Consider the following 25,574-nt stretch of genomic DNA (forward strand, 5'->3'; position numbering starts at 1 on the left):
TTTTAAACTCCTTTTGCTCGTATTCTTCTTACGAAAATGATCATAAGATTTGAAATCAGTAAAAGGATAAACGCCATCATATATAGACCATAGTTCCAGGTGGAATCAAACTGAACATCTAAAATTTGCATCACAATATTACTGGTTAAAACAGCTGTAGGCGTCAAAAGTGTTTCTGGAAGCTGAGCTGTGTTGCCAATAACCATAACAACAGCCATTGTTTCTCCTAATGCACGGGCCATTCCCAGTATTACAGCTGAAATAAGTCCTTTTTTTGCAGCAGGAAGAATGACTTTGAAAGTCGCTTGAAATCTCGTGCTTCCAAGTGCATAACTAGCTTCTCTAATTTCCTTTGGAACAGCTGAAATCGCCTCATCACTAAGTCTCGTCACTGTTGGTAAAACCATGATGGTTAAAACTAATGCTGCTGCCAAGAGACCATCACCCATAACAGCACCAGTAATTTTCATTAAAAATGGAATGAGTAAAGTGAGTCCGAGATAGCCGTAAATAATAGAAGGAATCCCTACTAGTAAATCTAGCAAAGGCCTAATGATATTTTTTACCTTTTCAGGTGCCACTTCTACAATAAAAACAGCAAGCCCGATGGACAAAGGAACAGACAAAACCATTGTAAGAGCCGTTAAAGCAAAGGTGCCCAAGATGAAAAGAGCTGCACCGAATTTTTCTTGGTCCGGATCCCAAACAGTTGAGAAAAAGAATTCTTTTACTGAAACATCCTTAAATACTAAAATGCCAGTCTTGCCTATAAATACAATGATAGAAAGAAGGACAAGTCCCAAAAGAATGCTGCTTAATAGACAATAAAATCTAAAACTCTTATTTTTAAAATAGGTAAATCCAGATGTAGAATACAAACGATGGCTTTTTAAAGCAACCGGTGTATTGGATAGATTTTCTTCTAGTTTAGCCATTTTTATCCTCCTAGTATTAAGTGAATGCCAGCCTTTAGGGGCTGGCATTCTATTATTAAATACACTTTAGGGGGAAGTGGATTTACTTCATTTTGTTGATTGGAATAAATTTCAATTTTTTAAGAGAACCATTTTGGAATTTACTGCTTTGAACATATTTAATGAATGCTGCATTTGCACCAGTTGGGTTTCCTTTTGTTAATAGATAACCGTATCCCCAAACTGGGTATTTTCCGTTCATGACATTCTCTGTTGTTGCAGCAACACCGTTATAGCTCACAGCTTTTAGGTTACCTTTAATGTATGGAAAATCGATATAACCAATCGCATTTGGATTGGTATTCACTGCAGCCGCCATTTCACCGCTTTTTCCAACCTCTTTATAATTACCGCTCTTCATAAAGTCTACATTTTTTAGAGCTTTCTTTTGGTAATTCACTCGAGTACCTGAACCATTCTTCCGGTTAACAACGACGATTTCAGCATTTTTACCGCCTACTTGTTTCCAGTTCGTAATTTTTCCGCTGAAAATGCCTTGCAGTTGGGACGTTGTTAGATTTTTTACAGGGTTAGCCTTATTGACAATTGTAGCGAAAGGGATAACAGCGATTTTGTTTGCTTTTAAACCTTTAAATGCACTGAATCCTTTGACTGGTTGAGTGGCATCCCAGTCACAAGCACCAATGGTAGCTGAGCCTCTGCTTACAGATTGTGGTCCAGCAATGGAGGATGAGCCTGAAACAGAAATGGATACTCTAGGATTTAATTTTTTAAACTCACTCGCAGCTTGTTGTGTTAATGGAAGCAAGGCAGTTGAACCTGCTACGACAACTTTTCCAGATACAGAAGCAGCATTCGCATTTGTAGATACAGAACCAAGAGAAAGTCCTACCGTTGCTGCAAGGGCCAAAGAAGCCATGGAAATACGTTTGAATAAATTCATATGATTAATCTCTCCTTTTATTTTGTTAAAATTTCAAATTGACCATTTTTTAAAATCATTGTGCGGTCGCCGTGATCTCCAGAAACCGAGACAGCAATCGATATACCATCTGGTGAAACAGAAAGAGCGGAGATGTTTAATTTTGTTTGGACAATTCTTGTTAATTTTCTTGTATTTGGATTCACTTCATAAATAGAACGATATCCATTATCTTCCTCTGCGATAAATAATACTTTTCCCTGGACAGTGACAACAGTTGAAAGAATATCTTTGTTTGTAACTAATGGAGTAATGATATTCTGGCTATTAATCATGTTTAGAACTGGCAGAGTGTCATCGTCAGTCGTATAGCTTGTATAAATGATATTTCCATTCTTCATGAAAGTAGAGAACAATTTATTGTCTGGTGTAGAAGTTAATGCTGTAGCTTGTACTTCTGCATTGGATAAATTGACAACATATAATTGGCTTTCAGTTCCTGTTAAATCAATATCTGAAACATCTGTTTTGTCATCATCCGTATAGACAGTTGTTCCTTCTTTTCCTACTGTATAAATAAGTTTTTTGCCATCTTGAGAAATTTTTAAGTCTGATTTAGCATTTAGTGAATCGGAATACACGGATGTAATGGATCCGTCAGAAATTTTAATTGCATCAATGTTATTACTCTTATCACCAGAGATACAATAAACCGTACCGCCATCTTTAGACCAAACGAATCCTAATTTAGGTGCATCATCAGTGTTATTTAAGGTAGTAACCTTATTTGTTTGAAGGTCAACAAGATATACAAAGCCAGATTCATCTGAATAAATTGCCTGTTTACCGTTAGGAGAAACCGTGACTTCTGAACTGTTGATCTTGATAGAAGATTTTTTGCTATGGATGTTTACTATGTAAGAGGCAACATCCGAATCACTATTTTCATTTGTTACAAGCAACGTAGAATTATCAATCCATTGGGGATTAGATGTATCACCACTGATTAATCCCGTCGAGATAAACTGCCCGTTTTGATTCGTTAAGATATCCCCGCCAAGGGCTTTCACTAGTTGATTTAAGTCTGCGTAAACTTTTCCTTTTACTTTGATTGGGTTTCCGTCAATTTGAACCACTTTTCCGCTTCTAGAAACATACAGTTTGTTCTTATTCTCTTTGACAGATGCTGAAAATAATTTAGCGATATCCTCTGCTGAAAATAATTGTTTTCTACCCATTGTGAATGTTTTAATTGCTTTACTTTGACCATCGATATTCAATTTGGCAGATCCAAATTTTAAGGTCCCATTCGTAGAGATTAGCAGGCTTTTATCTACTAAACTATCTCCGCCTAAAGCTTTAATAAATGGCTTCATGTCGACGAATAATGTTTTTCCTATTAATTTAGGTGCAGCAGCCAACTTTACCTTTTTCCCATTTACCACTGCATTAGTGGAGCCGGCTTGTAGTTTTTGTGTAAACTTCTGTTTACCTTGTGTTTTTGTGATTGTATACGTCTTGGTTTTAGAACTAAAGGAAAAACTTGCAGCTATTAATTTTGAAAGGTCTTGAGACGAATAAAGTTTAACTTTATTCTTTACTGTGAATTGAACTTCTTTAAACTGACCATTTACAATTAATTTTTCTTTGAAGACCGTCTGCTTCTGTTGAATAGATGCAGCTTGAACGCTGTGTAAAGCAATAGGTGTAAATGTACTTCCAGCTAATACAGCAGATGCAATTACAATACTTGATAATTGTTTCTTCACCCTTGTGCCTCCTTGGAAATGGTTCAAAAGAATTACTTTCTGTAAAAAATTATTCCCCTCCTTTAGTGATTCAAGTTTATCTAACATAAAATTGATTATAAAGTCTGATTGTAAAGACAGTATTAATGTGATTTTAATAGTGTGAAGTTTGAGTAAAAGAATAGTAAAATAAACTATTTTTATACAATTATCCATTTTATGTAAATGTAGACTAAATGACTTATCAATTTTGATCCTTGGTAGTAAGTGATCCTGCAGGGGTGGGCTTATAGTTCTAAAAAATGGTAGGAAATAAAATAATTAATGATTTTAGTAATTAATGCATTTTCATTTTTTTTTATATAAAATATTTAAAAGAGAAAAAAGACAAGGATGGTAATTTTTATTATGAAAACAGCAGTTGTCACGGATAGTACTGCCTACATCCAGAAGGAATTACGTGATAAATGGAATATACATATGGTCCCGTTAAATGTTATTTTCGGTAACGAGGCTTATCAAGAAGAGGTTGATATCTCCGCAGAGGAATTTTATAAAGAGGTGAAACAAAAAGGTTTGCCGACCACTTCACAGCCGCCAGTCGGCCAGTTTGTCGAGCTGTTTGAGCAATTGGCGAAGGAGTATGATGCAGTCATCAGCATCCACCTCTCAAGTGGCATCAGTGGTACCTTCCAAGGAGCCGTTACGGCTGGAACGATGGTAGAGGGCATCAAGGTTTCCCCATTTGATTCGGAAATTAGCTGTATGGTCCAAGGTTTTTATGCTTTGGAAGCGGCTGAAATGGCATCAAGAGGTGTGAGTGTGGAGGCCATCATGGCGCGACTTGAAGAATTGAAAGAAACAGCCCGGGCTTATTTTATGGTTGATGATCTTACCCATTTGCAGCGGGGCGGACGCTTATCAAGTGCCCAAGCCATCATCGGCAGCCTGCTACAGGTGAAGCCGTTGCTCCATTTTGAAAATAAGGTTATTGTCCCTTTTGAAAAAATCCGGACGCGTAAAAAGGCGATGAAGCGGATTGCCGACCTCCTGGGGGAAGATGCTGCAAAGGGTGCGTCTTATCGGGTTGTAATTATCCACGCCAATCGTGAGGCGGAAGCAAATGAGTGGAAAGCCGAATTATCAGCGTTGTATCCAAATGTTGAATTTTTTGTGAGCTACTTCGGAGCCGTGATTGGTACCCATCTTGGCGAAGGTGCGATGGGATGGGGTGGATGAGGAAATAAGGATTTATCGAAAGCCACTCCGGCTTTGTTGTCGGAGTGGCTTTTTTGCGCTGTTTTTAAAAGATTTTTCGATAAATGCAGGAATTTATCTGTTTTTGTCGAACTTATTAAATAGATTTTTCTCCTCAATCAATTTCCAAAACACCAAACTCTAAAAGGTAGGTGCCCTCATGCGTTTTACGATTATAAACAACATCCTTGTTCCGCAAAAGCACGATTCTCTGCCGATTTCACAGATTTCAAATAGCCCGCAGCCAGCTCTCAATTCACACTATCATTATCACTCTAATCTTCAACTTCTCCTTACCGGTAAACAGCTTCTCCTAGATGATATCCCTTCCGATGAAATTCAAGCCCATTATGAAAATGGCTATGTAACCTACCGCAAAGGCATAGATTACAATGGAAAACAGCCTGTTTGCGCCCGGTGCGGAAACAAGGACCCACAAAGGTTCGCACGCTTTCCCTGTTCCAGATGCGGCGAAATGTGCCTCTATTGCCGCCACTGTATTATGATGGGGAGGATCAGTGAATGCACCCCTCTCATCGGCTGGAATGGTCCACCCCCAGAACCCCAATTGCCTTCAAAAATAATGGAATGGCAAGGGAGACTCTCAGCAGGGCAACAGACTGCATCGGACCGAGTCGTTGAGGCAATCAAGCAGAACAACGAGCTGTTGGTATGGGCGGTATGCGGAGCGGGTAAAACCGAAGTGCTCTTCCATGGAATTGAAACAGCGCTTGCTGCTCGAAAAAGGGTTTGCATTGCCACGCCAAGAACAGACGTCGTTCTCGAACTTACTCCCCGCTTGAAAGCAGCGTTTCCCGGAATCACCATTGCCTCGCTTTATGGCGGGAGCAAGGACCGCCATCTTTACGCTCCGCTCACTATCGCAACCACGCACCAACTCCTAAGGTTTTACCATGCCTTTGACACCATCATCCTTGATGAAGTAGATGCGTTTCCCTATACAGTTGAAGAATCGCTTCAGTATGCGGCCATCCAGGCGAGGAAACCAATATCGGGGATGATTTATTTAACCGCCACTCCCAACCAAAAATGGCAAAAAGAATGCAGGCAGGGGAAAAGAGCCTACATTACGATTCCGGCCCGATTTCACAGGCATCCCCTCCCGGTACCGGAATTTGCCTGGTGCGGCAATTGGCAAAAGCACCTCCATAAAAATAAGCTTCCTACCAATGTACTCCAATGGATAAAAAGTAGAATTGAAATAAATAAGCAGGCACTCGTTTTTTTTCCTCATATACCGTTAATGGAAAAAGCCCTTTCAATTCTTCGCCAGTTTGCCCCGACAATTGAGGCCGTCCACGCAGAAGACCCGGAACGAAAGGAAAAAGTTCAAAAAATGCGCATGAAAGAAATCCCGTTGCTTTTAACCACAACCATCCTGGAACGTGGCGTTACTTTCCCGAATATCGATGTCGCCGTTGTTGGGGCGGAGGACGAAATTTTTAGCGAAAGTGCCCTTGTCCAAATAGCTGGAAGGGCAGGCAGGAGCGCGGCTTATCCAAAAGGAGTAGTCACCTTTTTTCACTATGGAAAAACCGAAGAGATGTTAAAAGCAAAGAAGCAAATTGTATTCATGAATCAGGAAGGAATCAAAAGGGGACTGATTGATGAAAAGGAGTGAATTCCGGTGAATTTTTTTCAGCAGCACCGCTGTTACCTGTGCCATCAAACGATTCCTCCAATTATCAGCTGGAGAGCAATTTTTTCAGCAGAAAGGGATGCTTACCTGTGCTCCGAATGTGAAAGTAAACTTGAAAAAATAGCTGGCGATACATGCAGGATTTGCTGCCGGCCTTTTTACCATTTGGATGAGCAATTCCGCCATGGAGATCTCTGTCATGATTGCTTGCGCTGGGAGGAGGATCCGGAGTGGCAAGGGCTACTTAGTAAAAACACATCATTATTTCTCTACAATGATTTTTTAAAAGAAGTGATTGCGACATTTAAATTTCGTGGTGATTATATCATTGCGAAGGTATTTGCAGAACAAATTAAAGAAGAGCTTCAAAATATGAATGGGGATTTCCTTGTACCTATTCCGTTAAGCGGGGAGCGTCTCTATGAACGGGGATTTAATCAAGCAGAAGCCATTTTGTTAGAGGCTGGTTTTACTTCGACAGTACTTTTAACCAGGGTCCATTCTGAAAAACAATCCAAAAAGACCAGGACCGAACGGATTCATCTCCCACAAGTGTTTACAATTGACCCACAAATAAATATCCAAGGAAAAAACATAGTTTTATTGGATGATGTTTATACAACAGGCTCGACACTCAGGCATGCTGCAAAGCTTCTAAGAACGTCCGGAGCTGCTGGCATACAATCCCTTACACTTGCAAGGTAGTAAGGAGTGGAAGTTACGAAATACCGCCACGTTTCTAAAAAGTAAAGAAAGTATAAAATTTTCGACTTTGAGAATTGTCCAATTCCTAGCCCCTCTAGGTCATAAGCCAATCCGTCAAGAAGGTTAAAGAGCAACCTTTTCACCGGCTTGGCTTACTATGCCTGAGGCTGAACAAGGCGCTTGCGCTTTTCTAAAGTTAATATTTCATTTTAAGGGCGTGCTGCGCATTGTGAACATCTTGCCCGAGCAAATGCCCTAAATCATATGAAGGATAATAGCCGTGTTTATGCATGTATTGGTAGGCCCGTTCATGCCCGTGAATCGCAGCATTCAGCTGATTGGTAAAAGTTTTTCTTAACGCCGGTGTTGCCGTTTCCGTAATGGCTACGGCCATGCAGCGGACTAACTCTTTAGAGAAGGCAAGCAAATCGGCAGCAAAAAAGCTGACATCCTGACGGGTTTCTGCATCTCTGGTCTGATATCCCGGTGCGGAAGGATAAAATTTAAGCAATTCATTTAAGTTTCCTTCAAGTTCACCAATGCATTTTCTGTAGAGTTCTCTTAATTCCTGGTCTTCAACCTTTTTAAATGACATTTTAAGTTTCATTAACCCAATGGATTGAAATGCTACAATTTCATGCAATTCCATTGTTTCATGCCATGCAAGTGTTCTTCTTTGATCCTGTGTCATTCGGATGCCTCCCATCATTTTCTCATCCTTTGTAGCCTATTCTATGGGCATATGGCTGGAAAATTGTCCGAAATAATATTAAAATTTAATTATAATAAATTATCCATTCTAACCAAATATATCCAAACACAATACATTCAAGGTATGTTTGCTACTATATATACATTGTTTTTGTCATGAAATAGACAAAATAATGTACTGTTTTAGCAGGATATTCATAGGGTAAAATAGAAATGTATTTACATAGTTTTAAAAAAAGGAGGAGTTCACTTATGAATTATAACGTTCGTGGTGAAAACATTGAGGTAACTCCAGCAATTCGCGAGTATGTTGAAAAGAAAATTTCAAAATTAGAAAGGTATTTTACTGAAGCACCTGAAGCGAAGGTCAATGTTAACCTAAGATTCAATCAAGATAAAACATCAAAAGTAGAGGTAACCATTCCACTTCCGCATCTAGTTCTACGTGCCGAAGAGACAAACATGGATATGTATGCTGCAATTGACCTCATTACAGACAAGCTCGAGCGTCAAATCCGCAAGCATAAAACAAAAGTGAATCGCAAGTTCCGCGAAAAAGGTGATTTCCCAATTACCTTTACAGCGGCTGAAAATACAGAGTCAAACGATTTTGACGAAGACGAACTTGAAGTGGTTCGTACAAAACGATTTGATCTTAAACCAATGGACAGTGAAGAAGCCATCCTGCAAATGAATATGTTAGGTCACAACTTCTACGTGTTCACAAATGCAGATACAAATCGTACCAACGTTGTTTACAAACGTAAAGACGGCCGCTACGGTTTAATTGAAGCACATTAATATGATAAAAAACGCAGCACCCACCCGGGCTGCGTTTTTTGCATTTTTTATCAACCAGGTGATACTCTTGAGGTTTTATAAGGATCAAGTCCTTGGATCGTTTTCAGCAGCCAATTTTCTTCGAGGGGAACTTTGTTGTCACACGTATAGTGAAAGTGGTAAGATGAAAAGTGATATTCAAATCATTTTGGCAGGATCTAGTACCTAATATTGCGAATTCTTAATTGTAGCAATCTCGAAAAAAGGAGAGTTCAATCACATGATGGGGATTTTAAATAAATTGTATGATGTGAATAAACGTGAGTTAAAACGATTGGACAAACTCGCGAATCAAATAGAGGCGCTTGCCGCTGAAACCGAAAAGCTCACAGATGATCAGCTTCGTGAAAAAACAGCGGAATTCAAACAGCGCTACCAAAATGGCGAATCCCTTGATGATTTTCTTGTTGAAGCATTTGCTGTTGTCCGTGAAGGGGCCCGCCGTGTGCTTGGGTTATATCCGTATCATGTTCAATTAATGGGAGGGATTTCACTCCATGAAGGGAACATTTCGGAGATGAAAACAGGGGAAGGTAAAACCTTAACCGCTACGATGCCGGTTTATTTGAATGCTCTTTCCGGTAAAGGCGTTCATGTTGTAACGGTCAATGAATACCTCGCAAGCCGTGACGCACACGAAATGGGACAGCTTTATGAATTTTTAGGGCTGACAGTTGGATTAAACCTAAACAGTATGACGAGTGAAGAAAAGCAGGAAGCCTATACGGCTGATATCACTTATGGGACAAATAATGAATATGGTTTTGACTATCTGCGTGACAACATGGTCCTTTATAAGGAACAAAAGGTTCAGCGCCCGCTTTTTTATGCAGTCATTGATGAAGTGGACTCCATCCTCATTGACGAAGCGCGTACACCGCTGATTATTTCTGGTTCCGCGGAAAAATCAACGGCTCTTTATATTCAAGCAAATGCATTTGTGCGTACGCTGACGAAAGATAAAGATTATACGTATGATGAAAAAACAAAGGGCGTTATGATGACAGAAGAAGGCATCAGCAAAGCAGAGAAGGCCTTTGGCATTGAAAACCTGTTTGATATATCCCACGTCGGGTTAAATCACCATGTCAACCAGGCGTTAAAAGCAAACGTCAGTATGCACCTGGATGTTGATTACGTTGTTCAAGATGGAGAAATTGTCATTGTAGACCAATTTACCGGCCGTTTGATGAAGGGCCGCCGTTATAGTGAAGGCTTACATCAAGCGATCGAAGCTAAAGAAGGTTTGGAAGTACAAAATGAAAGTATGACCATGGCAACGATTACGTTCCAAAACTACTTCCGGATGTATGAAAAATTAGCAGGGATGACAGGTACGGCAAAGACGGAAGAAGAAGAATTCCGGAACATTTATAATATGAATGTTATTGTGATTCCTACGAATAAACCGATTGCCCGGGATGACCGCCCCGATCTAATTTACTCCACAATGGAAGGGAAGTTTCGGGCCGTTGTTGAGGATATAGCCCAACGTCATCTAGTTGGCCAGCCTGTACTTGTAGGTACGGTTGCCATCGAAACATCTGAATTAATTTCAAAGCTATTATTGAAAAAAGGCGTCCGCCACAACGTTTTGAATGCGAAAAACCATGGACGGGAGGCAGAAATCATTGCAGAAGCAGGTCATAAAGGTGCAGTAACCATTGCGACAAACATGGCCGGTCGTGGAACAGATATTAAACTCGGTGAAGGGGTTAAAGAATTAGACGGTCTTGCTGTTATTGGTACCGAGCGCCATGAGAGCCGCCGGATTGACAACCAGCTCCGTGGACGTTCCGGCCGTCAAGGGGATCCTGGAATTACCCAGTTCTACTTATCAATGGAAGATGAATTAATGCGCCGATTCGGATCTGACAATATGAAAGCAATGATGGAGCGTCTTGGAATGGATGATTCCCAGCCAATCCAAAGTAAAATGGTTTCAAAAGCAGTTGAGTCCGCACAAAAACGTGTGGAAGGAAATAACTTCGACGCACGGAAGCAATTGTTACAATATGATGATGTGCTTCGCCAGCAGCGTGAAATCATCTATACACAACGCGATGAATTGCTCGAGTCTGAAAATCTTCGTGAAATTATTGAAGGTATGATTTTAAGAACCATCCAGCGCAATGTCGAGGCACATGCTTCAATGGCAGAAGATGAAGAAAATTGGAACCTTCAGGGCATTGTTGATTTTGTCCATGCCAACCTTCTTCCAGAAGGGGATATTACGTTAAATGGCTTAAAAGGTAAGGACCCTGAAGAGATAATTGAAGCCATTTTTGCCAAAGTGAAAGCGCGCTACGATGAGAAAGAGCTGCTTCTCTTCGCAGAGCAAATGCGCGAATTTGAAAAAGTTGTTTCTTTGCGTGCTGTGGATTCGAAATGGATTGATCATATCGATGCAATGGATCAGCTGCGAGACGGAATCCACTTGCGTGCATACGGTCAAACTGATCCACTTCGTGAGTACCAGGCAGAAGGTTTTGCCATGTTTGAAGCAATGGTTACTTCGATTGAAGAGGAAGCTTCCATGTATATCATGAAGGCAGAAATCCGCAATAATCTGGAGCGCCAAGAAGTAGCGAAAGGTCAGGCGGTTCATCCGAAGGAAGATGGAGAACCGGTGAAGCAAAAACCAAAAGTGAAGCAAATTGATGTAGGTCGAAATAATCCATGCATTTGCGGCAGCGGTAAAAAATATAAAAACTGCTGCGGTGCAGGGAAATAATTTTAAATGAAAAGGGCCGGCTAAACGCCGGCCCCTTTTAAATTGTGAACAACTTATTATATAACGTGGATAAACACGAGGGAATTGTTAATAAAACATGGGATTTTGTTAATAACTAACTGAATATGTGGATAAAAAATTGTAATCTGTTGATAAAACGCTTGGGATAATTCGTTATCCACAATCTTGTTTTTGCTTTCGTTGAGAAGTTATCCCCAATCCATGATTAACAGGCTAGTCTTGGATTTTTCAAGGTTATGCCGGTATAATAGATGAAGACTGACTTGATTAGGAATGAATATACTACGGGGTACAAGAGAAATTTTTATAGAGGTGACCATTATGGAATTAGCAGAAATTCGCAATGAATTAGAAAAAACAGCTAAACGTTTAGCGGACTTTAGGGGGTCTCTTTGACCTTGAAAATAAGGAAGCAAGAATCGCCGAATTAGACGATCAAATGCTTCATCCGGATTTTTGGAATGATCAACAGGCTGCACAGGTTGTCATCAGTGAAGCGAATGCCTTAAAGGATCAAGTTAATGAGTTTACTGATTTAAATGAAATGTATGAAAATTTGGAATTAACCTACGAATTGGTAAAAGAAGAAAGCGATGCAGAATTACAAGCAGAATTGGAAGAGGAGCTTCACCAGCTTACAGAACGCTTGAACCAATTTGAATTACAGCTCTTACTAAGTGAAGAGTATGATAAAAATAATGCGATTCTAGAGCTCCACCCTGGTGCTGGCGGTACTGAATCACAGGACTGGGGTTCGATGCTGCTTCGGATGTACACAAGATGGGCAGAGAAAAAAGGCTTTAAGGTGGAAACGCTCGATTATCTTCCAGGGGATGAAGCGGGAATTAAGAGTGTTACATTAGCCATAAAAGGTCATAATGCCTATGGATATTTGAAGGCGGAAAAAGGGGTTCACCGTCTTGTACGGATTTCTCCATTTGATTCCTCTGGCCGCCGTCATACCTCCTTTGTGTCATGTGAGGTTATGCCGGAGTTTAATGACGAGATTCAGATTGATATCCGCACGGAGGATTTAAAAATTGATACGTACCGTGCCAGCGGTGCCGGCGGTCAGCATATTAATACAACCGACTCAGCCGTCCGGATTACCCACCTTCCAACAGGTGTAGTGGTAACGTGTCAATCTGAACGCTCGCAAATTAAAAATCGTGAGCAAGCAATGAAAATGTTAAAAGCAAAATTGTATCAACGTGAAATTGAGCAGCAGGAAAAAGAACTTTTAGAAATTCGCGGGGAACAAAAAGAAATTGGCTGGGGAAGCCAAATTCGCTCATATGTGTTCCATCCATATTCAATGGTAAAGGACCATCGTACGAATACGGAGTCAGGGAATGTTCAGGCTGTTATGGATGGGGAAATTGATCAATTTATTGATGCCTATTTAAGATCGAGAATTTCATAATGATTGGGAACCCTTTGCTGGATTATGCGGCAAAGGGTTTTTTTTTTTTTTAGGACAAAATTGATTAGGGGTCTTAGAAAAATGTCCCAAAAAACCATTTAAAGGACAAAATCTGGGAAAAAACAGCCTAATGTCCTAAAAAGCAAATTTTAGGACAAAATTAGTTAAAAGAAATAGAACCACTTTACCGCGGCAACTGAATGCCATTTACACCAAAAAATACCCATGCTATACTCACTCTCGAAAATATTTTGAGAAAAAACAAGGGGAATTTACAAAATGAATAAAGTTCTGGAACTCACACAAACCAACCCAAAAATGGAAGTGGTTATGGACTACCTTTTTGTCCTTATTGGTTCAGCCATTATTGCCTTTTCCTTTAATGTCTTTTTACTGCCAAATCAAATTGCATCAGGCGGTGTAAGTGGAATTAGTACAATCCTAAATAGTGTTCTGGGTCTGGAGCCTGCCTATGTTCAATGGGCGTTCAATATCCCATTATTTATTGCCGGCGTAGTTTTATTAGGAAAACAGTTTGGCGCTAAAACCCTTGCCGGGACGATTTTTTTACCTTTCGTCGTTTATTTAACCAAAAATATGGAGCCATGGACACATGATGCCTTGCTTGGAGCTTTATTTGGCGGGATCGGTGTTGGGCTTGGCTTGGGAATTGTTTTTAGAGGAAGGGCCTCCACTGGTGGAACGGACCTGGCCGCCCAAATTATTAATAAATACACGGGATTTACGCTAGGGACATGTGTTGTACTGATTGACGGATTAATCGTATTAACTGCCGCGATTGTATTTGATATCGAAAAAGGACTATATGCCCTTATCGGATTATATGTTACAAGCAAGACCATCGATTTAATTCAAGTTGGATTTGGCCGTTCGAAAATGGCCATGATCATTACAAGTAAACAAGAAGAGGTTCGGTCCGGAATCTTGAATAAAATTGACCGTGGTGTGACAAAACTATCAGCATATGGTGGATTTACTGACCATGAACGCCCAGTTCTTATGTGTGTTGTCGATCAAACGGAGTTCACAAAATTGAAACAATTGGTCAAAACCCTTGACCCATCTGCGTTTATCGTGGTTATGGATGCTGCCGAAGTGCTGGGAGAGGGTTTCAAACGCGCATAGTATTGGTATACTTGTTACGTAATGGTAAAATTTTCTGAAGGGGGATTAGCAGTGAAGAAAAAACTACTTACATTATTATTAGGGACCTCCCTAGTAATGGGACTTGCCGCTTGCGGAGGCGGAACCGACACGTCTAAAAACAAAGATACCACCACCAAAACTACAGACACCGGTGGAGGTGCGAATGATGTTGCCGCAGCAGCTGAGAAAATTACCGCTCAAAAATGCTCCAGCTGCCACGGTGAAAATCTTAAAGGTGCCGTGGGACCAGACTTAACACATATTGGTGCCCAGCTTTCCAAACAACAAATTTTAGACATTCTCAAAAACGGAAAATCCGGCGGTATGCCTAAAGGCTTAATTTCCGGTGATGATGCTGACAAAGTTGCTACATGGCTTGCCTCTAAAAAGTAAAATACTAAGAAAAGCGGAAGCGCCTTGTTCAGCCCCCGACAAGTGCTGGAGGTCCTGTCGGTGAAGTCGTTCTTTGACTTCATCGACAGGACCGAAGCAACCTAGGAAAAAAGCAGTTCATTTTTTCCCTCGAGGGGCTAGGCGCTGGAGCTGGACAATTCTCAAAGGCGAAATTTTATACTTTTACTGAAAAAACGTTCTGTCCTAACACAGAACGTTTTTTTATCGTTTAGGAAATAATAAAATTTCTAGATTTGTGGAAAATTGTTCAATAAATTGCTACACCGGTTATTGATGCGGACTCTAGATGCCCGATAAAAGGAAAAAATAGGAATGGCTGTCACTGAAGAGGCCTCTAGATGCCCGATAAAAGTAAAAAATAGGAACAGCGGTCACTGAAGAGACCTCTAGTTGCCCGATAATAGTAAAAAATAGGAACGGCGGTCACTAAAGTGGCCTCTAGATGCCCAATAACAGTAAAAATTAGTAACAGCGGTCACTGAAGAGTCTACTAGATGCCCGATAACAGTAAAAAATAGGAACAGCGGTCACTGAAGAGACCTCTAGATGCCCAATAACAGTAAAAATTAGCAACAGCGGTCACTGAAGAGACCTCTAGATGCCCGGTAACAGTAAAAAATACGAACAGCGGTCACTGAAGAGTCTACTAGATGCCCGATATTTATATATGATAGATACAATGGTCATCGAGAGTATTTAGATACCCAATATTATAAAAAAATTTTGTAAACCAAAAACGATTTGAGAGTAGTAATCTCAATCGTTTTTTGTTAGAAAAGGTTGAAAATTGTCTAAATTTGTTAAGTTTTTAATACTCGAAATAGCGGGAATATTGGCTATTCTTGTATTCTTTGAAAAGAAACTGTAATATTTTTATCGCATTTATTAGTGTTTGTTGATGTTATAATAGGTCTATGCGAAATTTTGCACATTTCTAAAAGTATTTTGCAGTCTTTTGCAAAAAATAAAAGATTATTGTCGAATTTACTTTGTTTTCACAATAACTTTCTTACAGGTGATCAAATGATAGAAATGCAAGAAGTATACAAAAAATACCCAAACGGTGTATCCGCCATAAATGGGATTGATGTTCGGATTAATCAAGGTGAATTTGTTTATGTGGTTGGCCCCAGTGGTGCCGGGAAATCCACGTTTATTAAAATGATGTATCGTGAAGAGATTCCTACTTCTGGAACCATCACCATGAATGGAGTCAATCTGGCAAAATTAAAAATGAAAAAGGTGCCGATTTTCCGCAGAAATCTTGGCGTTGTTTTTCAGGACTATAAGCTTCTACCTACCTTGACTGTCTATGAAAATGTTGCCTTTGCCCTTGAGGTGATTGAGGCGCAGCCTAAGTTTATTAAAAAACGGGTGATGGAAGTTTTGGATCTCGTTAATTTAAAGCATAAGGCAAGAATGCTGCCGACAGAACTTTCCGGCGGGGAACAACAGCGTGTATCCATTGCCCGTTCCATTGTTAATTCACCGAAGGTTGTGATTGCCGATGAACCAACAGGTAACCTCGACCCTGAAACCTCATGGGAAATCATGAACATATTCGAAGAAATAAACAAACGCGGAACAACCCTTGTCATGGCGACTCATAATAAAGAAATTGTTAATACAAATAAGCATCGCGTTATCGCCATTGAAGGTGGAAAGATTGTTCGTGATGAGCAAAGAGGTGAATACGGTTATGAAATTTAGGACCATTGGCCGTCATGCCCGCGAAAGTTTTAAAAGTCTCGGCAGGAATGCATGGATGACTTTTGCATCCGTAAGTGCTGTGACTGTTACCCTCATTTTAGTTGGCGTCTTTTTTGTGATTATGATGAATCTTAATAAGGTAGCCCAAACCATTGAAGAAGACGTTCAAATTCGCGTTCATATTGATGTTGCCGCAAATAAAGGAGATCAGCAAAAATTACAAAACGAAATTGAGTCCATTCCTGAAGTGAAAAGTGTCACATTCTCACCAAAAGCAAAGGAATTAAAGGAATTAATTAAAGGTCTTGGCGAGGAAGGAAAGGCATTTAAGCTTTTTGAACAGGATAATCCACTTAACGATGTATTTATTGTAAAAACAAAAAAACCAACTGATACGATGATGGTCGCAAAGAAAATTGAGAAATATAATTTTGTTGCAAAAGTAAAATACGGCCAAGGCAGTGTAGAAAAATTATTTAAATTTGTTAATGCAAGCCGAAACGTTGGTGTCGTCTTAATCCTGGGTCTATTTTTTACAGCAATTTTCCTAATTTCTAATACAATAAAAATTACGATTGTTGCGAGAAGTAGAGAAATCAAGATTATGAGATTAGTAGGTGCAACCAATAATTTTATTCGCTGGCCATTTTTCTTGGAAGGTTTATGGCTGGGGATATTAGGTTCAATTTTGCCAATTATTCTGATTTCAATTGCCTACTATAATGCGTATGATTATCTAGCTCCAAAGTTGGCTGGGAATTTTATGCAGCTTCTTCCGTATAATCCATTTGTCTATCAAGTATCCGGCATTCTAATACTCATGGGTGCGTTAATCGGTATTTGGGGAAGCGTCATGTCCGTTAGAAAATTCTTGAAGGTTTAGACCTCTGGAGGAAGGGTTCTTATTTGCACCCTTCCTTCCTGTTTAATTAATTAATTTTACATATTTTTCTAAGGAAAGGAGCGAAAAGGAAATTGAAAAAATCAGTTTTTTCATTTACAATTGCTGCTACTGTGGGACTTAGCCTATTTGCGGGGAGTGCTGCGGTATCGGAAGCAGCCTCTATTTCAGATCTAAAAGACAAACAAAATGAAATTCATAATAAACGCTCCAATCTAAAATCTAATATTAATGATGCCAATACAAAAATAAATAATTTACACGGGCAGCAAGCAAATGTGAAATCCGAGATGAAGCGCCTTGATTTTGCCATTGGAGATACAAATGCGAAGATTCGCGAGAAGACAGCTAAAATTAGTGAGACCCAAGGCAAAATTAATCAGCTGCAGGGAGAAATAAAGGTCATTGTGGAGCGGATGGAAAAACGCAATAATTTATTAAAAGAGCGCGCACGAAATTATCAAGAAACGGGCGGAATGATTAATTATATTGATGTATTAATGGGCGCAAAAAGCTTTAGCGATTTCATTGACCGGGCCAATGCCGTTGCAATGATTATGGAGGCCGACCAAGAACTATTAAAACAGGCAGATGCAGACAAAAAAGAATTAGAAGATAAGCGTGCCAAAGTAGAAAAAGATTTAACTAGTCTTCAAGAAATGAAGAGCGAATTAGAACAAATGAATAAAAGATTAAGCTCGCAGCGGGCAGAAAAAAATAAATTACTTTCAAAACTCGTTCTGAAAGAAAAGGAAGTTCATGAAGGAAAACTGGCTTTAGAAGAGGAAGGGCAAATCCTGGCAGGGCAGGAGGCAGCCATTCAAAAAGCCATCCAATTAGAAAAAGAACGCCAAGCCGCTGCTGCCGCTGCCGCAGCTGCAGCAAAAGCACCTACACCAAGCAGCGGGGGAGGTTCGGGTAAGGCACCTGCGATTTCAGGTGGAACCTTTACAAGACCGGCTGCAGGGGTGATTAGCTCAGGGTTTGGAACTCGCCCCGGATTCCGGCCGGGAGAATTCCACTATGGAGCCGATATTGCAAACCACGCATCGAATATACCAATTGTTGCTGCTGCGGATGGGGTTGTGATTCGTTCCTATTATTCTAATAGTTATGGAAACTGTATTTTTATTTCACATTCGATTAATGGACAAGTTTATACAACGGTTTATGCCCATATGGAGGCACGTATAGTAGGTAATGGTGCTGTCGTGAAGAAGGGGCAGCAAATTGGTATCATGGGAAGTACCGGTGATTCTACCGGGCAGCACTTGCATTTTGAACTTCACAGAGGGCAGTGGGTACCGGACCGTCATAATGCCATCAATCCTGTGGGAATTGTCCCACTATAATGGAAGAAGCTATGCTTCTTCCATTTTTTTGATTAGATAAGAACGAAATTTTGACTTTGAGAATTGTCCAGCTCCAGCGCCTAGCCCCTCGAGGGAAAAAATGAACTGCTTTTTTCCTAGGTTGCTTCGGTCCTGTCGATGAAGTCACAAAACGACTTCACCGCCAGGCCCTCCAGCACTTGTCGGGGCTGATCAAGGCGCTTCCGCTTTTCTTATTCATAACTCGTCCCTTTCCAACATATAAATTAATAATTAGGCAGGAATATGGCGCCCTTTATTATTGAAAAAAGGACAGGCGTCTTTCGCCAAAGGAGGGACATGGTTGAATCGAAAATGGATTGCCCTGATGATGACGGGATCGCTTTTGACAGGGGCAGGCGGAACATACGCAGCAATGCAGTGGACAGAAAAGTCAAAAGGGGATTCCGCCCTTGATAACAAAAATCATACATCGCTTGCAAACAGTACCGAAAACCTTGAAAAAGTAGACCTGGCATATGAGTTAATTTTAAACCGATATGTCGAAAAGGTAGATCGAAAGAAACTGGTTGAAGGAGCCATCCAAGGGATGCTTTCGACATTAAATGATCCCTATTCTGTTTATATGGATAAAGAAACTGCCAAGCAATTTAGTCAAACCTTGGATTCCTCTTTTGAAGGCATAGGGGCAGAGGTTGGAATGGAGGATGGAAAAATTGTCATTGTTTCCCCATTCAAAAATTCTCCTGCTGAAAAGGCTGGATTAAAGCCAAAAGATCAAATTTTGAAGATTGACGGGAAAAGTGTCCAAGGACTTGACCTGAACAAAGCCACCTTAAAGATCCGCGGTAAAAAAGGAACAACTGTAATGTTAGAAATTGCCAGACCGACACTTAAAGACCCGATGACAATTGAGGTCATGAGGGATGAAATTCCGCTTGAAACCGTCCATGCCGCAACAAAAGAACAGAATGGGAAAAAACTTGGCTACATTCAGATCACCTCCTTCTCCGAAAATACGGCAGCCGATTTTAAAAAGGAAATGAGTTCGCTTGAAGACAATCATATTAACGGATTGGTTATTGATGTACGCGGAAATCCGGGCGGATATTTAAACAGCGTTGAAGATATATTAAATGAATTTGTACCAAAGGATAAGCCAATGGTCCAAATTCAAAAGAGAAATGGAAAAAGAGATCAATTTTTCTCTACTTTAAAAGAAAAAAAGGGGTATCCGGTGGTGGTACTTGTGGATAAAGGCAGCGCATCGGCATCGGAAATTTTAGCCGGGGCTTTAAAAGAGGCAGACGGGTACCAGCTGGTGGGGGAAACCACCTTTGGAAAAGGGACTGTTCAACAGCCTGTGCCGATGGGGGATGGCAGCAATATTAAATTAACCTTATTTAAATGGCTGACCCCGGATGGAAATTGGATTCATAAAAAAGGAATCAAGCCGGATGTCGAAATTAAACAGCCGGAAATATTTAATACCCATCCGCTTCAGGTTACTGAGCCGCTTGAGCAGGATATGAATAATGAACAGGTAAAGAATGCTCAAGAAATTTTAACCGGATTAGGGTTTTCACCAGGGCGTATGGATGGATATTTTAGCGCTGAAACCACTTCTGCCGTAAAGGGATTCCAGCAATATAATGGTATACAGCCAACAGGGAAAATCGATTCCATAACAGCAACCAAGCTGGCAGAATCAGCGATAAAAGAAATGAAAAAGGAGAAAAATGATCTGCAGCTTCAAGTTGCCTTAAGGATTGCTGCGAAATAGAAAACAACGGCTTTTGGTCGTTGTTTTTTTGCGCTTCAACAAATTCTGACATTTCTGATAATGTTGTAAAATAATAGGGGATTTCCTCGGAAATAGTAATGAAATTATTCACGATAACGCTAATAATGTATTTTTTGTCCATTTCAAGAAACTAGCAATAGGTTTTATAGCTGCAATTTGTTAAAATATACTTTAAGAGACTTTGCAGATAGATTGAGAGATTTAATGATAAAGGCAGGTGACAAAAATTGGCGCAAATTTGGTTTGTAGAATTACTTAAAGGAATTGGCAAGCTATTTCTTCATCCCATTTTCTACTATCTATTTGTCTTATCAGGAATTATAGGCTTTATGAGAGTAAAAAGGGAGCGAAGAAACTTTCATGTTCGGGCGCAAAATGCCTATTTTGAGTTACGGCAGCTGCTTCCTTTAGGCATTGTTATTGGACTATCACTCTCGGTTATTTCAATTGCAGCCGGGATAGCGGTTCCGTTTTCTGCAATTATTCTCATTGCTGTCTTTTCATTTTTGTGGAGTTTTACTGCCAATATTCGATTCATGTCACCCGTGTACACAGTGGGGGCGGCATTTTTCGCCTTAATCATCATGGCTGAAAATAACTGGTCAATTCCATTTATTTCACAAACGTTTCATACGCATGACCAAAAGGTATATCCTTCTTTAGTGGTTTTATTGGCGCTATTACTTATTGCCGAGGGAGTCATGATTTTTAAGAATGGCAGCAAAGGAACCTCTCCCAAACTGGTTAAAAGTAAACGGGGTCAGAGTGTCGGGGTCCACGAGGTAAAAAGATTATGGCTTTTACCAATGTTTCTTCTCGTACCAGGAGACGCACTCAGTCTTCCGTTTGATTGGTGGCCTGTTTTTCATATAGGAGCAGAAAAGTATTCACTCATTTTTGTTCCATTTGCGATTGGGTTTCAACAGCAACTCAAAGGGATGCTTCCAAAAGCGGCTATTCAACTTTATGGCAGAAGGATAATTGTACTCGGTTCAATGATCGCGATTCTATCCATCGTTGGCAAGTGGTATCCGCTTCTATCGATTATAGTGGCTGCACTGGCTGTAATTGGCCGTGAGTCATTGGCATTAATCCAAAAATTAAAGGATGATAGTCAGCCATTTTATTTTTCAAAAAAGAACAATGGTTTAATGATACTTGGAATTATTCCGAATTCCCCGGCAAGCAAAATGGAGTTGAAGGTTGGGGAGCTTGTAACCAAAGTCAATAGTGTTGCGACTTATGATGAAAAAACCTTTTATGAAGCAGTGCAAAAAAACCGGGCACATTGTAAGCTTGAGGTCCTCGACACAAATGGCGAGGTTCGCTTCGTCCAGAGAGCCTTATATGAAGGTGATCATCATGAACTGGGAATCCTCTTTGTTCAGGATGAGCGGAAGTTTGAGGATGAGAAAATCGGATAAAAAAAGAACCATTGCGGTTCTTTTTTTTTATACCTTTTTATCTTCACAAAAATCATGTAAAACCCCCATTAAAACAATTGACATTCAAACATGTATTTGAATATTATATAATCAAACGATCATTTGAATAAAAGAAGGTGAAGGCATGAAAGAACAAGATGTTTGTGAAATAACCTGTGTGGATTCCGAGAAAACTACACATGTGAAACAACATCTTCAAAATCGAAATATTGTTCAAGTTACGAAAATCTTTAAAGCGTTAGCCGATGAAACGAGAATGAGAATTGCCTATGCTCTGACATTGGAAGACGAACTTTGCGTTTGTGATGTGGCATATATCGCTGGAGCAACTACCGCCACTGCTTCGCATCACCTGCGCCATCTAAAAGGGTTAGGTCTCGCCAAATATCGCAAAGAGGGCAAGCTTGTCTATTATTCCCTTGATGATGACCATGTGAAACAGCTTATCCACATTGCTTTTGCCCATCAAGAAGAGGTAGCCGGCCGTATATCCACCGCTGCGAAGTAATCGGACTATTAAAATTGAAAGGAGGTGGATGGCGATGACTGATACAATTGAAAAAAATGTTTACCGGGTGCAAGGCTTTTCCTGAGTAAGCTGTGCCGCCAAGTTCGAAAAGAACGTGCAACACCTGGATGGTGTTGTTGATGCAAATGTAAATTTTGGCGCCGCCAAGCTGACCGTTTATGGAAGTACCAGTATCGAAGCATTGGAGGAGGCAGGGGCTTTTGAAAAATTAAGCCTCTATCCTGAAAAGGAAAAACGGCAGTCCGCCCCGAAGATTCCATTCTGGAAAAGATACTTTTTCTTGGAACTTTCACTGCTATTCCTGATTGGCGGGTATATTTTTTCCGTAAACCTTTTGTTTGCAGCCGCCATTTTACTTGGGGGATTTTCGCTTTTTAAAACAGGATTGAAAAATTTACTCCGGCTTGATTTTGATATGAAATCGCTTATGACCATTGCCATCATTGGTGCAGCTGTAATTGGCCAATGGCAGGAAGGAGCAGTAGTAGTAATTCTGTTTGCCATTAGTGAAGTGCTCGAGAGCTACTCCATGGATAAAGCGAGGGCATCAATTCGCTCGCTCATGCAAATGGCTCCTACTGAAGCCTTGATTATCCGCAACGACCGGGAAATGACACTACCGGCGGAAGAAATCGAAATCGGGGACATTATGATTGTTAAACCGGGTGATAGGATTGCCATGGATGGCGTGGTTGTCGAAGGATTGTCTAGCGTCAATCAAGCGGCCATCACCGGAGAATCCGTTCCACTTGAAAAGACTGCAGGGAACGAGGTTTTTGCCGGGACCTTAAATGAAGAAGGCTTTTTAAAAGTAAAAGTTACCAAATTAAGTGAAGATACAACCATTGCCAAAATCATTCATTTAGTTGAAGAGGCACAGGGAGAAAAAGCGCCATCCCAGCGGTTTGTGGACCGCTTTGCGAAATACTATACGCCGGTCATTATTGGAATTGCTGCCTTGACCGCCATCCTACCTCCGCTTCTGTTTCGTGGAGATTGGAAAGAGTGGATTTACGAGGGGCTTGCCGTATTAGTCGTCGGCTGCCCGTGTGCTCTAGTGATTTCGACCCCTGTTTCCATCGTGACCGCCATCGGGAACGCAGCCCGAAAAGGCGTGCTGATCAAAGGAGGAAGCTTTATAGAAGAAGCAGGAGCCATCAAGGCCATTGCCTTCGACAAAACGGGGACATTGACAAAAGGGACTCCCACCGTTACCGATTTTATAAACCTTTGTGAAAAGGAACCCAATGAAATACTCTTGATGATTGCAGCCCTTGAAAGCCGGTCCCGGCACCCGATTGCGGCCGCCATTCTTAAAAAGGCAGAGTCGTTAAGGTACCAGGACCTATCTGTTGAAAATTTTACATCCCTCACAGGTCAAGGAATATCTGGAATAATAGAGGATGTCGAATACAAGGTTGGAAACTTGAAGCTTTTTGAAGAGATTTCAGATGAAGTTCGTGAACAAATCGCCGTCCTCCAAGCTCAAGGAAAAACAGTAATGATTGCAGGAGAGGGTAAAAAAATCCTGGCTTTGATTGCAGTAGCCGATGAAGTTCGTGAAAGCAGCCGGGAAGTCATTTCCCGCCTTCATCAGCTTGGGATTGAACAGACGATTTTATTGACAGGGGATAATCAAGCAACAGCAGAAGCGGTTGGACATCATGCCGGCATTCACAAAGTCGAAGCTGAACTGCTGCCAGAGGATAAATTGAAGTTTATCAAAAAGCTAAAAAAACAATTTGACCGGGTTGCCATGGTTGGGGATGGTGTCAATGATGCGCCGGCACTTGCATCTGCAACAATTGGGATTGCCATGGGCGGAGCGGGTACGGATACAGCTCTCGAAACGGCGGATATTGCCTTAATGAATGATGATCTGACGAAGCTGCCCTTCACAATTAACCTAAGCCGGAAGACAGTAAGGATCATCAAGCAAAATATCACGTTTTCGATTGTCATTAAAGTCATGGCGCTCCTCTTGGTCGTCCCGGGATGGCTTACCCTTTGGATTGCGATATTTGCGGATATGGGGACAACCATCTTGGTAACCTTAAATGGCTTAAGATTATTAAAAGTGAAAGAAATGCGGAGCAGTGATTGAAAGCTGCAGCCCCATTTCGATAAATATATTGAAAAAGACAATCCGGAAACGATTTGAAACTTTTACGTTTTAACAAGGTATTAAAGTGTATATAACAAAAGAGCCCTTTACAACATATTGTAAATGAGAGCTCTTAGGGGGGACGAAAATGGGACATCACCATCATGGACATTCTCATGGCCATGGGCATTCACATACAAACAATAAAAAAGCATTATTTGCATCATTTCTAATAATTGCGGGTTTTATGATTGTAGAGGTGGTTGGCGGAATCCTTACAAACAGTTTGGCGCTTTTGTCTGATGCCGGTCATATGTTAAGTGATGCAGTATCGCTTGGATTAAGTTATTTTGCCATCAAGCTTGGGGAGAGGAAAGTCACACAAGAAAAGACTTACGGCTACAAGCGGTTTGAAATTATTGCCGCCGCTCTGAACGGGATTACCCTCATTGTTGTCGCCCTTTTCATTTTTTATGAAGCCTTTCATCGTTTCCTTGCCCCTCCGGAAGTCCAAAGTAAGGGAATGCTGGTCATTTCGGTAACTGGTTTAGTGGTCAATATTATTGCGGCTTGGATTTTAATGAAAGGTGACAAGGAAGAAAACTTAAATGTAAGAAGTGCGTTTTTACATGTGATTGGTGATATGCTGGGTTCCGTTGGTGCGATTATCGCCGCTTTATTGATTCTTTTTTTCGGCTGGGGCATCGCCGACCCAATTGCGAGTGTTATTGTTGCCATCCTGATTATCTTCAGCGGGTTCAGAGTGACAAAGGATTCCTTTCATATATTAATGGAGGGGGCTCCTGAACAAATTGATATGAAAAAGGTGAAAGCAGCATTAGCAGGAATTCCAATGGTGGAAGAAGTCCATGACCTGCATATATGGACAATTACTTCAGGTTATCCAATTTTAAGCTGTCATATTACTATTCATGACGATGGTGTTCATGATGAAATCCTGTCCTATTCCCAAAAGATTCTTCATGATCAATTCGAGATTGAGCACAGCACGATTCAGATCGAAAAAGCAGCAATAGGGTGTCCCAGTCCCCATGGAACATGTAATTAAGAATTTAGATGAAAAACCTGTCCCTAGAAGAAGGGACAGGTTTTTTGCTGATATGATGGTTCAATTATTCCCTGCAAATAAGAATAATTAAAAAATGGGCTTTATATAGGGTAGGGGGGTATAGTACTATAAATACATAAAATA

The 25,574-nt window shown here is 40.6% G+C and carries 20 protein-coding genes; 16 read left to right on the top strand and 4 right to left on the bottom strand.

Annotated features, from left to right (window positions below; translation table 11 throughout):
* Nucleotides 1–2: 2 nt before the first annotated feature.
* The 3 genes from pstC to BIV60_RS04885 form a co-directional block, all read right to left on the bottom strand.
* Nucleotides 3–935 carry a phosphate ABC transporter permease subunit PstC gene (pstC, locus tag BIV60_RS04875; protein WP_071354599.1) on the bottom strand — a complete coding sequence of 311 codons (933 nt, stop codon included), beginning with the start codon at nt 933–935 and terminating at the stop codon, nt 3–5.
* Between the two features lie 82 nt (nt 936–1,017).
* Nucleotides 1,018–1,878, bottom strand: a complete 861-nt coding sequence (locus BIV60_RS04880; protein WP_071354600.1) for a phosphate ABC transporter substrate-binding protein — start codon at nt 1,876–1,878, stop codon at nt 1,018–1,020.
* A 17-nt stretch (nt 1,879–1,895) separates the two neighbouring features.
* Complete coding sequence (locus BIV60_RS04885) at nt 1,896–3,626, bottom strand: stalk domain-containing protein (RefSeq protein ID WP_071354601.1); 1,731 nt, start codon at nt 3,624–3,626, stop codon at nt 1,896–1,898.
* 387 nt (nt 3,627–4,013) lie between these two features.
* On the opposite strand from BIV60_RS04885, the gene BIV60_RS04890 reads away from it, so the two are divergent.
* The 3 genes from BIV60_RS04890 (at nt 4,014) to BIV60_RS04900 (ending at nt 7,227) form a co-directional block, all read left to right on the top strand.
* Complete coding sequence (locus BIV60_RS04890; protein WP_071354681.1) at nt 4,014–4,844, top strand: DegV family protein; 831 nt, start codon at nt 4,014–4,016, stop codon at nt 4,842–4,844.
* Nucleotides 4,845–5,022: 178 nt separating this feature from the next.
* The gene (locus BIV60_RS04895) at nt 5,023–6,504 is read left to right on the top strand and encodes an ATP-dependent helicase ComFA (RefSeq protein ID WP_071354602.1); all 1,482 of its coding nucleotides are present in this window, start codon (nt 5,023–5,025) and stop codon (nt 6,502–6,504) included.
* 6 nt (nt 6,505–6,510) lie between these two features.
* A complete protein-coding gene (locus tag BIV60_RS04900; RefSeq protein WP_071354603.1) occupies nt 6,511–7,227 on the top strand; it encodes a ComFC family protein in 717 nt (238 codons plus the stop codon).
* A gap of 196 nt (nt 7,228–7,423) precedes the next feature.
* Here the strand turns inward: BIV60_RS04900 and BIV60_RS04905 are convergent, their stop codons facing one another.
* Entirely contained in the window at nt 7,424–7,918 is a 495-nt protein-coding gene (locus BIV60_RS04905; RefSeq protein ID WP_071354604.1) for a spore coat protein, read from the bottom strand.
* Nucleotides 7,919–8,190: 272 nt separating this feature from the next.
* Between BIV60_RS04905 and hpf the strand changes: the two genes are divergently transcribed.
* The 13 genes from hpf (at nt 8,191) to BIV60_RS04975 (ending at nt 25,430) form a co-directional block, all read left to right on the top strand.
* Entirely contained in the window at nt 8,191–8,739 is a 549-nt protein-coding gene (hpf, locus tag BIV60_RS04910; RefSeq protein WP_071354605.1) for a ribosome hibernation-promoting factor, HPF/YfiA family, read from the top strand.
* 259 nt (nt 8,740–8,998) lie between these two features.
* The gene (secA, locus tag BIV60_RS04920) at nt 8,999–11,512 is read left to right on the top strand and encodes a preprotein translocase subunit SecA (protein WP_071354607.1); all 2,514 of its coding nucleotides are present in this window, start codon (nt 8,999–9,001) and stop codon (nt 11,510–11,512) included.
* A gap of 342 nt (nt 11,513–11,854) precedes the next feature.
* Nucleotides 11,855–12,956 (top strand): peptide chain release factor 2 gene (gene prfB / locus BIV60_RS04925; RefSeq protein WP_141770405.1). Its coding sequence is split into 2 segments (ribosomal slippage): nt 11,855–11,926 and nt 11,928–12,956, totalling 1,101 coding nucleotides; the frame shifts between segments, so codons are not numbered across the junction.
* A 279-nt stretch (nt 12,957–13,235) separates the two neighbouring features.
* On the top strand, nt 13,236–14,102 hold the full coding sequence (locus tag BIV60_RS04930; RefSeq protein WP_071354609.1) for a YitT family protein: 867 nt from the start codon (nt 13,236–13,238) through the stop codon (nt 14,100–14,102).
* A 51-nt stretch (nt 14,103–14,153) separates the two neighbouring features.
* The gene (cccB, locus tag BIV60_RS04935; protein WP_071354610.1) at nt 14,154–14,516 is read left to right on the top strand and encodes a cytochrome c551; all 363 of its coding nucleotides are present in this window, start codon (nt 14,154–14,156) and stop codon (nt 14,514–14,516) included.
* A 1,044-nt stretch (nt 14,517–15,560) separates the two neighbouring features.
* The gene (ftsE, locus tag BIV60_RS04940) at nt 15,561–16,247 is read left to right on the top strand and encodes a cell division ATP-binding protein FtsE (RefSeq protein ID WP_071354611.1); all 687 of its coding nucleotides are present in this window, start codon (nt 15,561–15,563) and stop codon (nt 16,245–16,247) included.
* Complete coding sequence (gene ftsX, locus BIV60_RS04945) at nt 16,237–17,130, top strand: permease-like cell division protein FtsX (RefSeq protein WP_071354612.1); 894 nt, start codon at nt 16,237–16,239, stop codon at nt 17,128–17,130. The genes ftsE and ftsX overlap by 11 nt, the downstream gene beginning before the upstream one ends.
* Before the next feature lie 92 nt (nt 17,131–17,222).
* Nucleotides 17,223–18,500: a murein hydrolase activator EnvC family protein gene (locus tag BIV60_RS04950; RefSeq protein ID WP_071354613.1), complete on the top strand. Its 1,278-nt coding sequence runs from the start codon at nt 17,223–17,225 to the stop codon at nt 18,498–18,500.
* A 322-nt stretch (nt 18,501–18,822) separates the two neighbouring features.
* Nucleotides 18,823–20,262 (top strand): S41 family peptidase, encoded by a 1,440-nt coding sequence (locus BIV60_RS04955; RefSeq protein ID WP_071354614.1) that lies wholly within the window; start codon nt 18,823–18,825, stop codon nt 20,260–20,262.
* Between the two features lie 248 nt (nt 20,263–20,510).
* Nucleotides 20,511–21,707, top strand: coding sequence for a PDZ domain-containing protein (locus BIV60_RS04960; RefSeq protein ID WP_071354615.1), 1,197 nt, complete (start codon nt 20,511–20,513; stop codon nt 21,705–21,707).
* A gap of 145 nt (nt 21,708–21,852) precedes the next feature.
* Nucleotides 21,853–22,236, top strand: a complete 384-nt coding sequence (locus BIV60_RS04965) for an ArsR/SmtB family transcription factor (protein ID WP_071354616.1) — start codon at nt 21,853–21,855, stop codon at nt 22,234–22,236.
* Between the two features lie 28 nt (nt 22,237–22,264).
* On the top strand, nt 22,265–24,361 hold the full coding sequence (locus BIV60_RS04970) for a heavy metal translocating P-type ATPase (protein WP_141770406.1): 2,097 nt from the start codon (nt 22,265–22,267) through the stop codon (nt 24,359–24,361).
* A 148-nt stretch (nt 24,362–24,509) separates the two neighbouring features.
* The gene (locus BIV60_RS04975; protein WP_071354618.1) at nt 24,510–25,430 is read left to right on the top strand and encodes a cation diffusion facilitator family transporter; all 921 of its coding nucleotides are present in this window, start codon (nt 24,510–24,512) and stop codon (nt 25,428–25,430) included.
* Nucleotides 25,431–25,574: the final 144 nt, after the last annotated feature.

The sequence above is a fragment of the Bacillus sp. MUM 116 genome, assembly GCF_001866655.1.
In the GTDB taxonomy this organism is placed as follows: domain Bacteria; phylum Bacillota; class Bacilli; order Bacillales; family Cytobacillaceae; genus Neobacillus.

Bases quoted from the DNA above. Each gene is read 5' to 3' on its own strand.
- pstC (WP_071354599.1), bottom strand. From the start codon at position 935: ATGGCTAAACTAGAAGAAAATCTATCCAATACACCGGTTGCTTTAAAA.
- BIV60_RS04880 (WP_071354600.1), bottom strand. From the start codon at position 1,878: ATGAATTTATTCAAACGTATTTCCATGGCTTCTTTGGCCCTTGCAGCA.
- BIV60_RS04890 (WP_071354681.1), top strand. From the start codon at position 4,014: ATGAAAACAGCAGTTGTCACGGATAGTACTGCCTACATCCAGAAGGAA.
- BIV60_RS04895 (WP_071354602.1), top strand. From the start codon at position 5,023: ATGCGTTTTACGATTATAAACAACATCCTTGTTCCGCAAAAGCACGAT.
- BIV60_RS04905 (WP_071354604.1), bottom strand. From the start codon at position 7,918: ATGACACAGGATCAAAGAAGAACACTTGCATGGCATGAAACAATGGAA.
- hpf (WP_071354605.1), top strand. From the start codon at position 8,191: ATGAATTATAACGTTCGTGGTGAAAACATTGAGGTAACTCCAGCAATT.
- secA (WP_071354607.1), top strand. From the start codon at position 8,999: ATGATGGGGATTTTAAATAAATTGTATGATGTGAATAAACGTGAGTTA.
- BIV60_RS04930 (WP_071354609.1), top strand. From the start codon at position 13,236: ATGAATAAAGTTCTGGAACTCACACAAACCAACCCAAAAATGGAAGTG.
- ftsE (WP_071354611.1), top strand. From the start codon at position 15,561: ATGATAGAAATGCAAGAAGTATACAAAAAATACCCAAACGGTGTATCC.
- ftsX (WP_071354612.1), top strand. From the start codon at position 16,237: ATGAAATTTAGGACCATTGGCCGTCATGCCCGCGAAAGTTTTAAAAGT.
- BIV60_RS04965 (WP_071354616.1), top strand. From the start codon at position 21,853: ATGAAAGAACAAGATGTTTGTGAAATAACCTGTGTGGATTCCGAGAAA.
- BIV60_RS04975 (WP_071354618.1), top strand. From the start codon at position 24,510: ATGGGACATCACCATCATGGACATTCTCATGGCCATGGGCATTCACAT.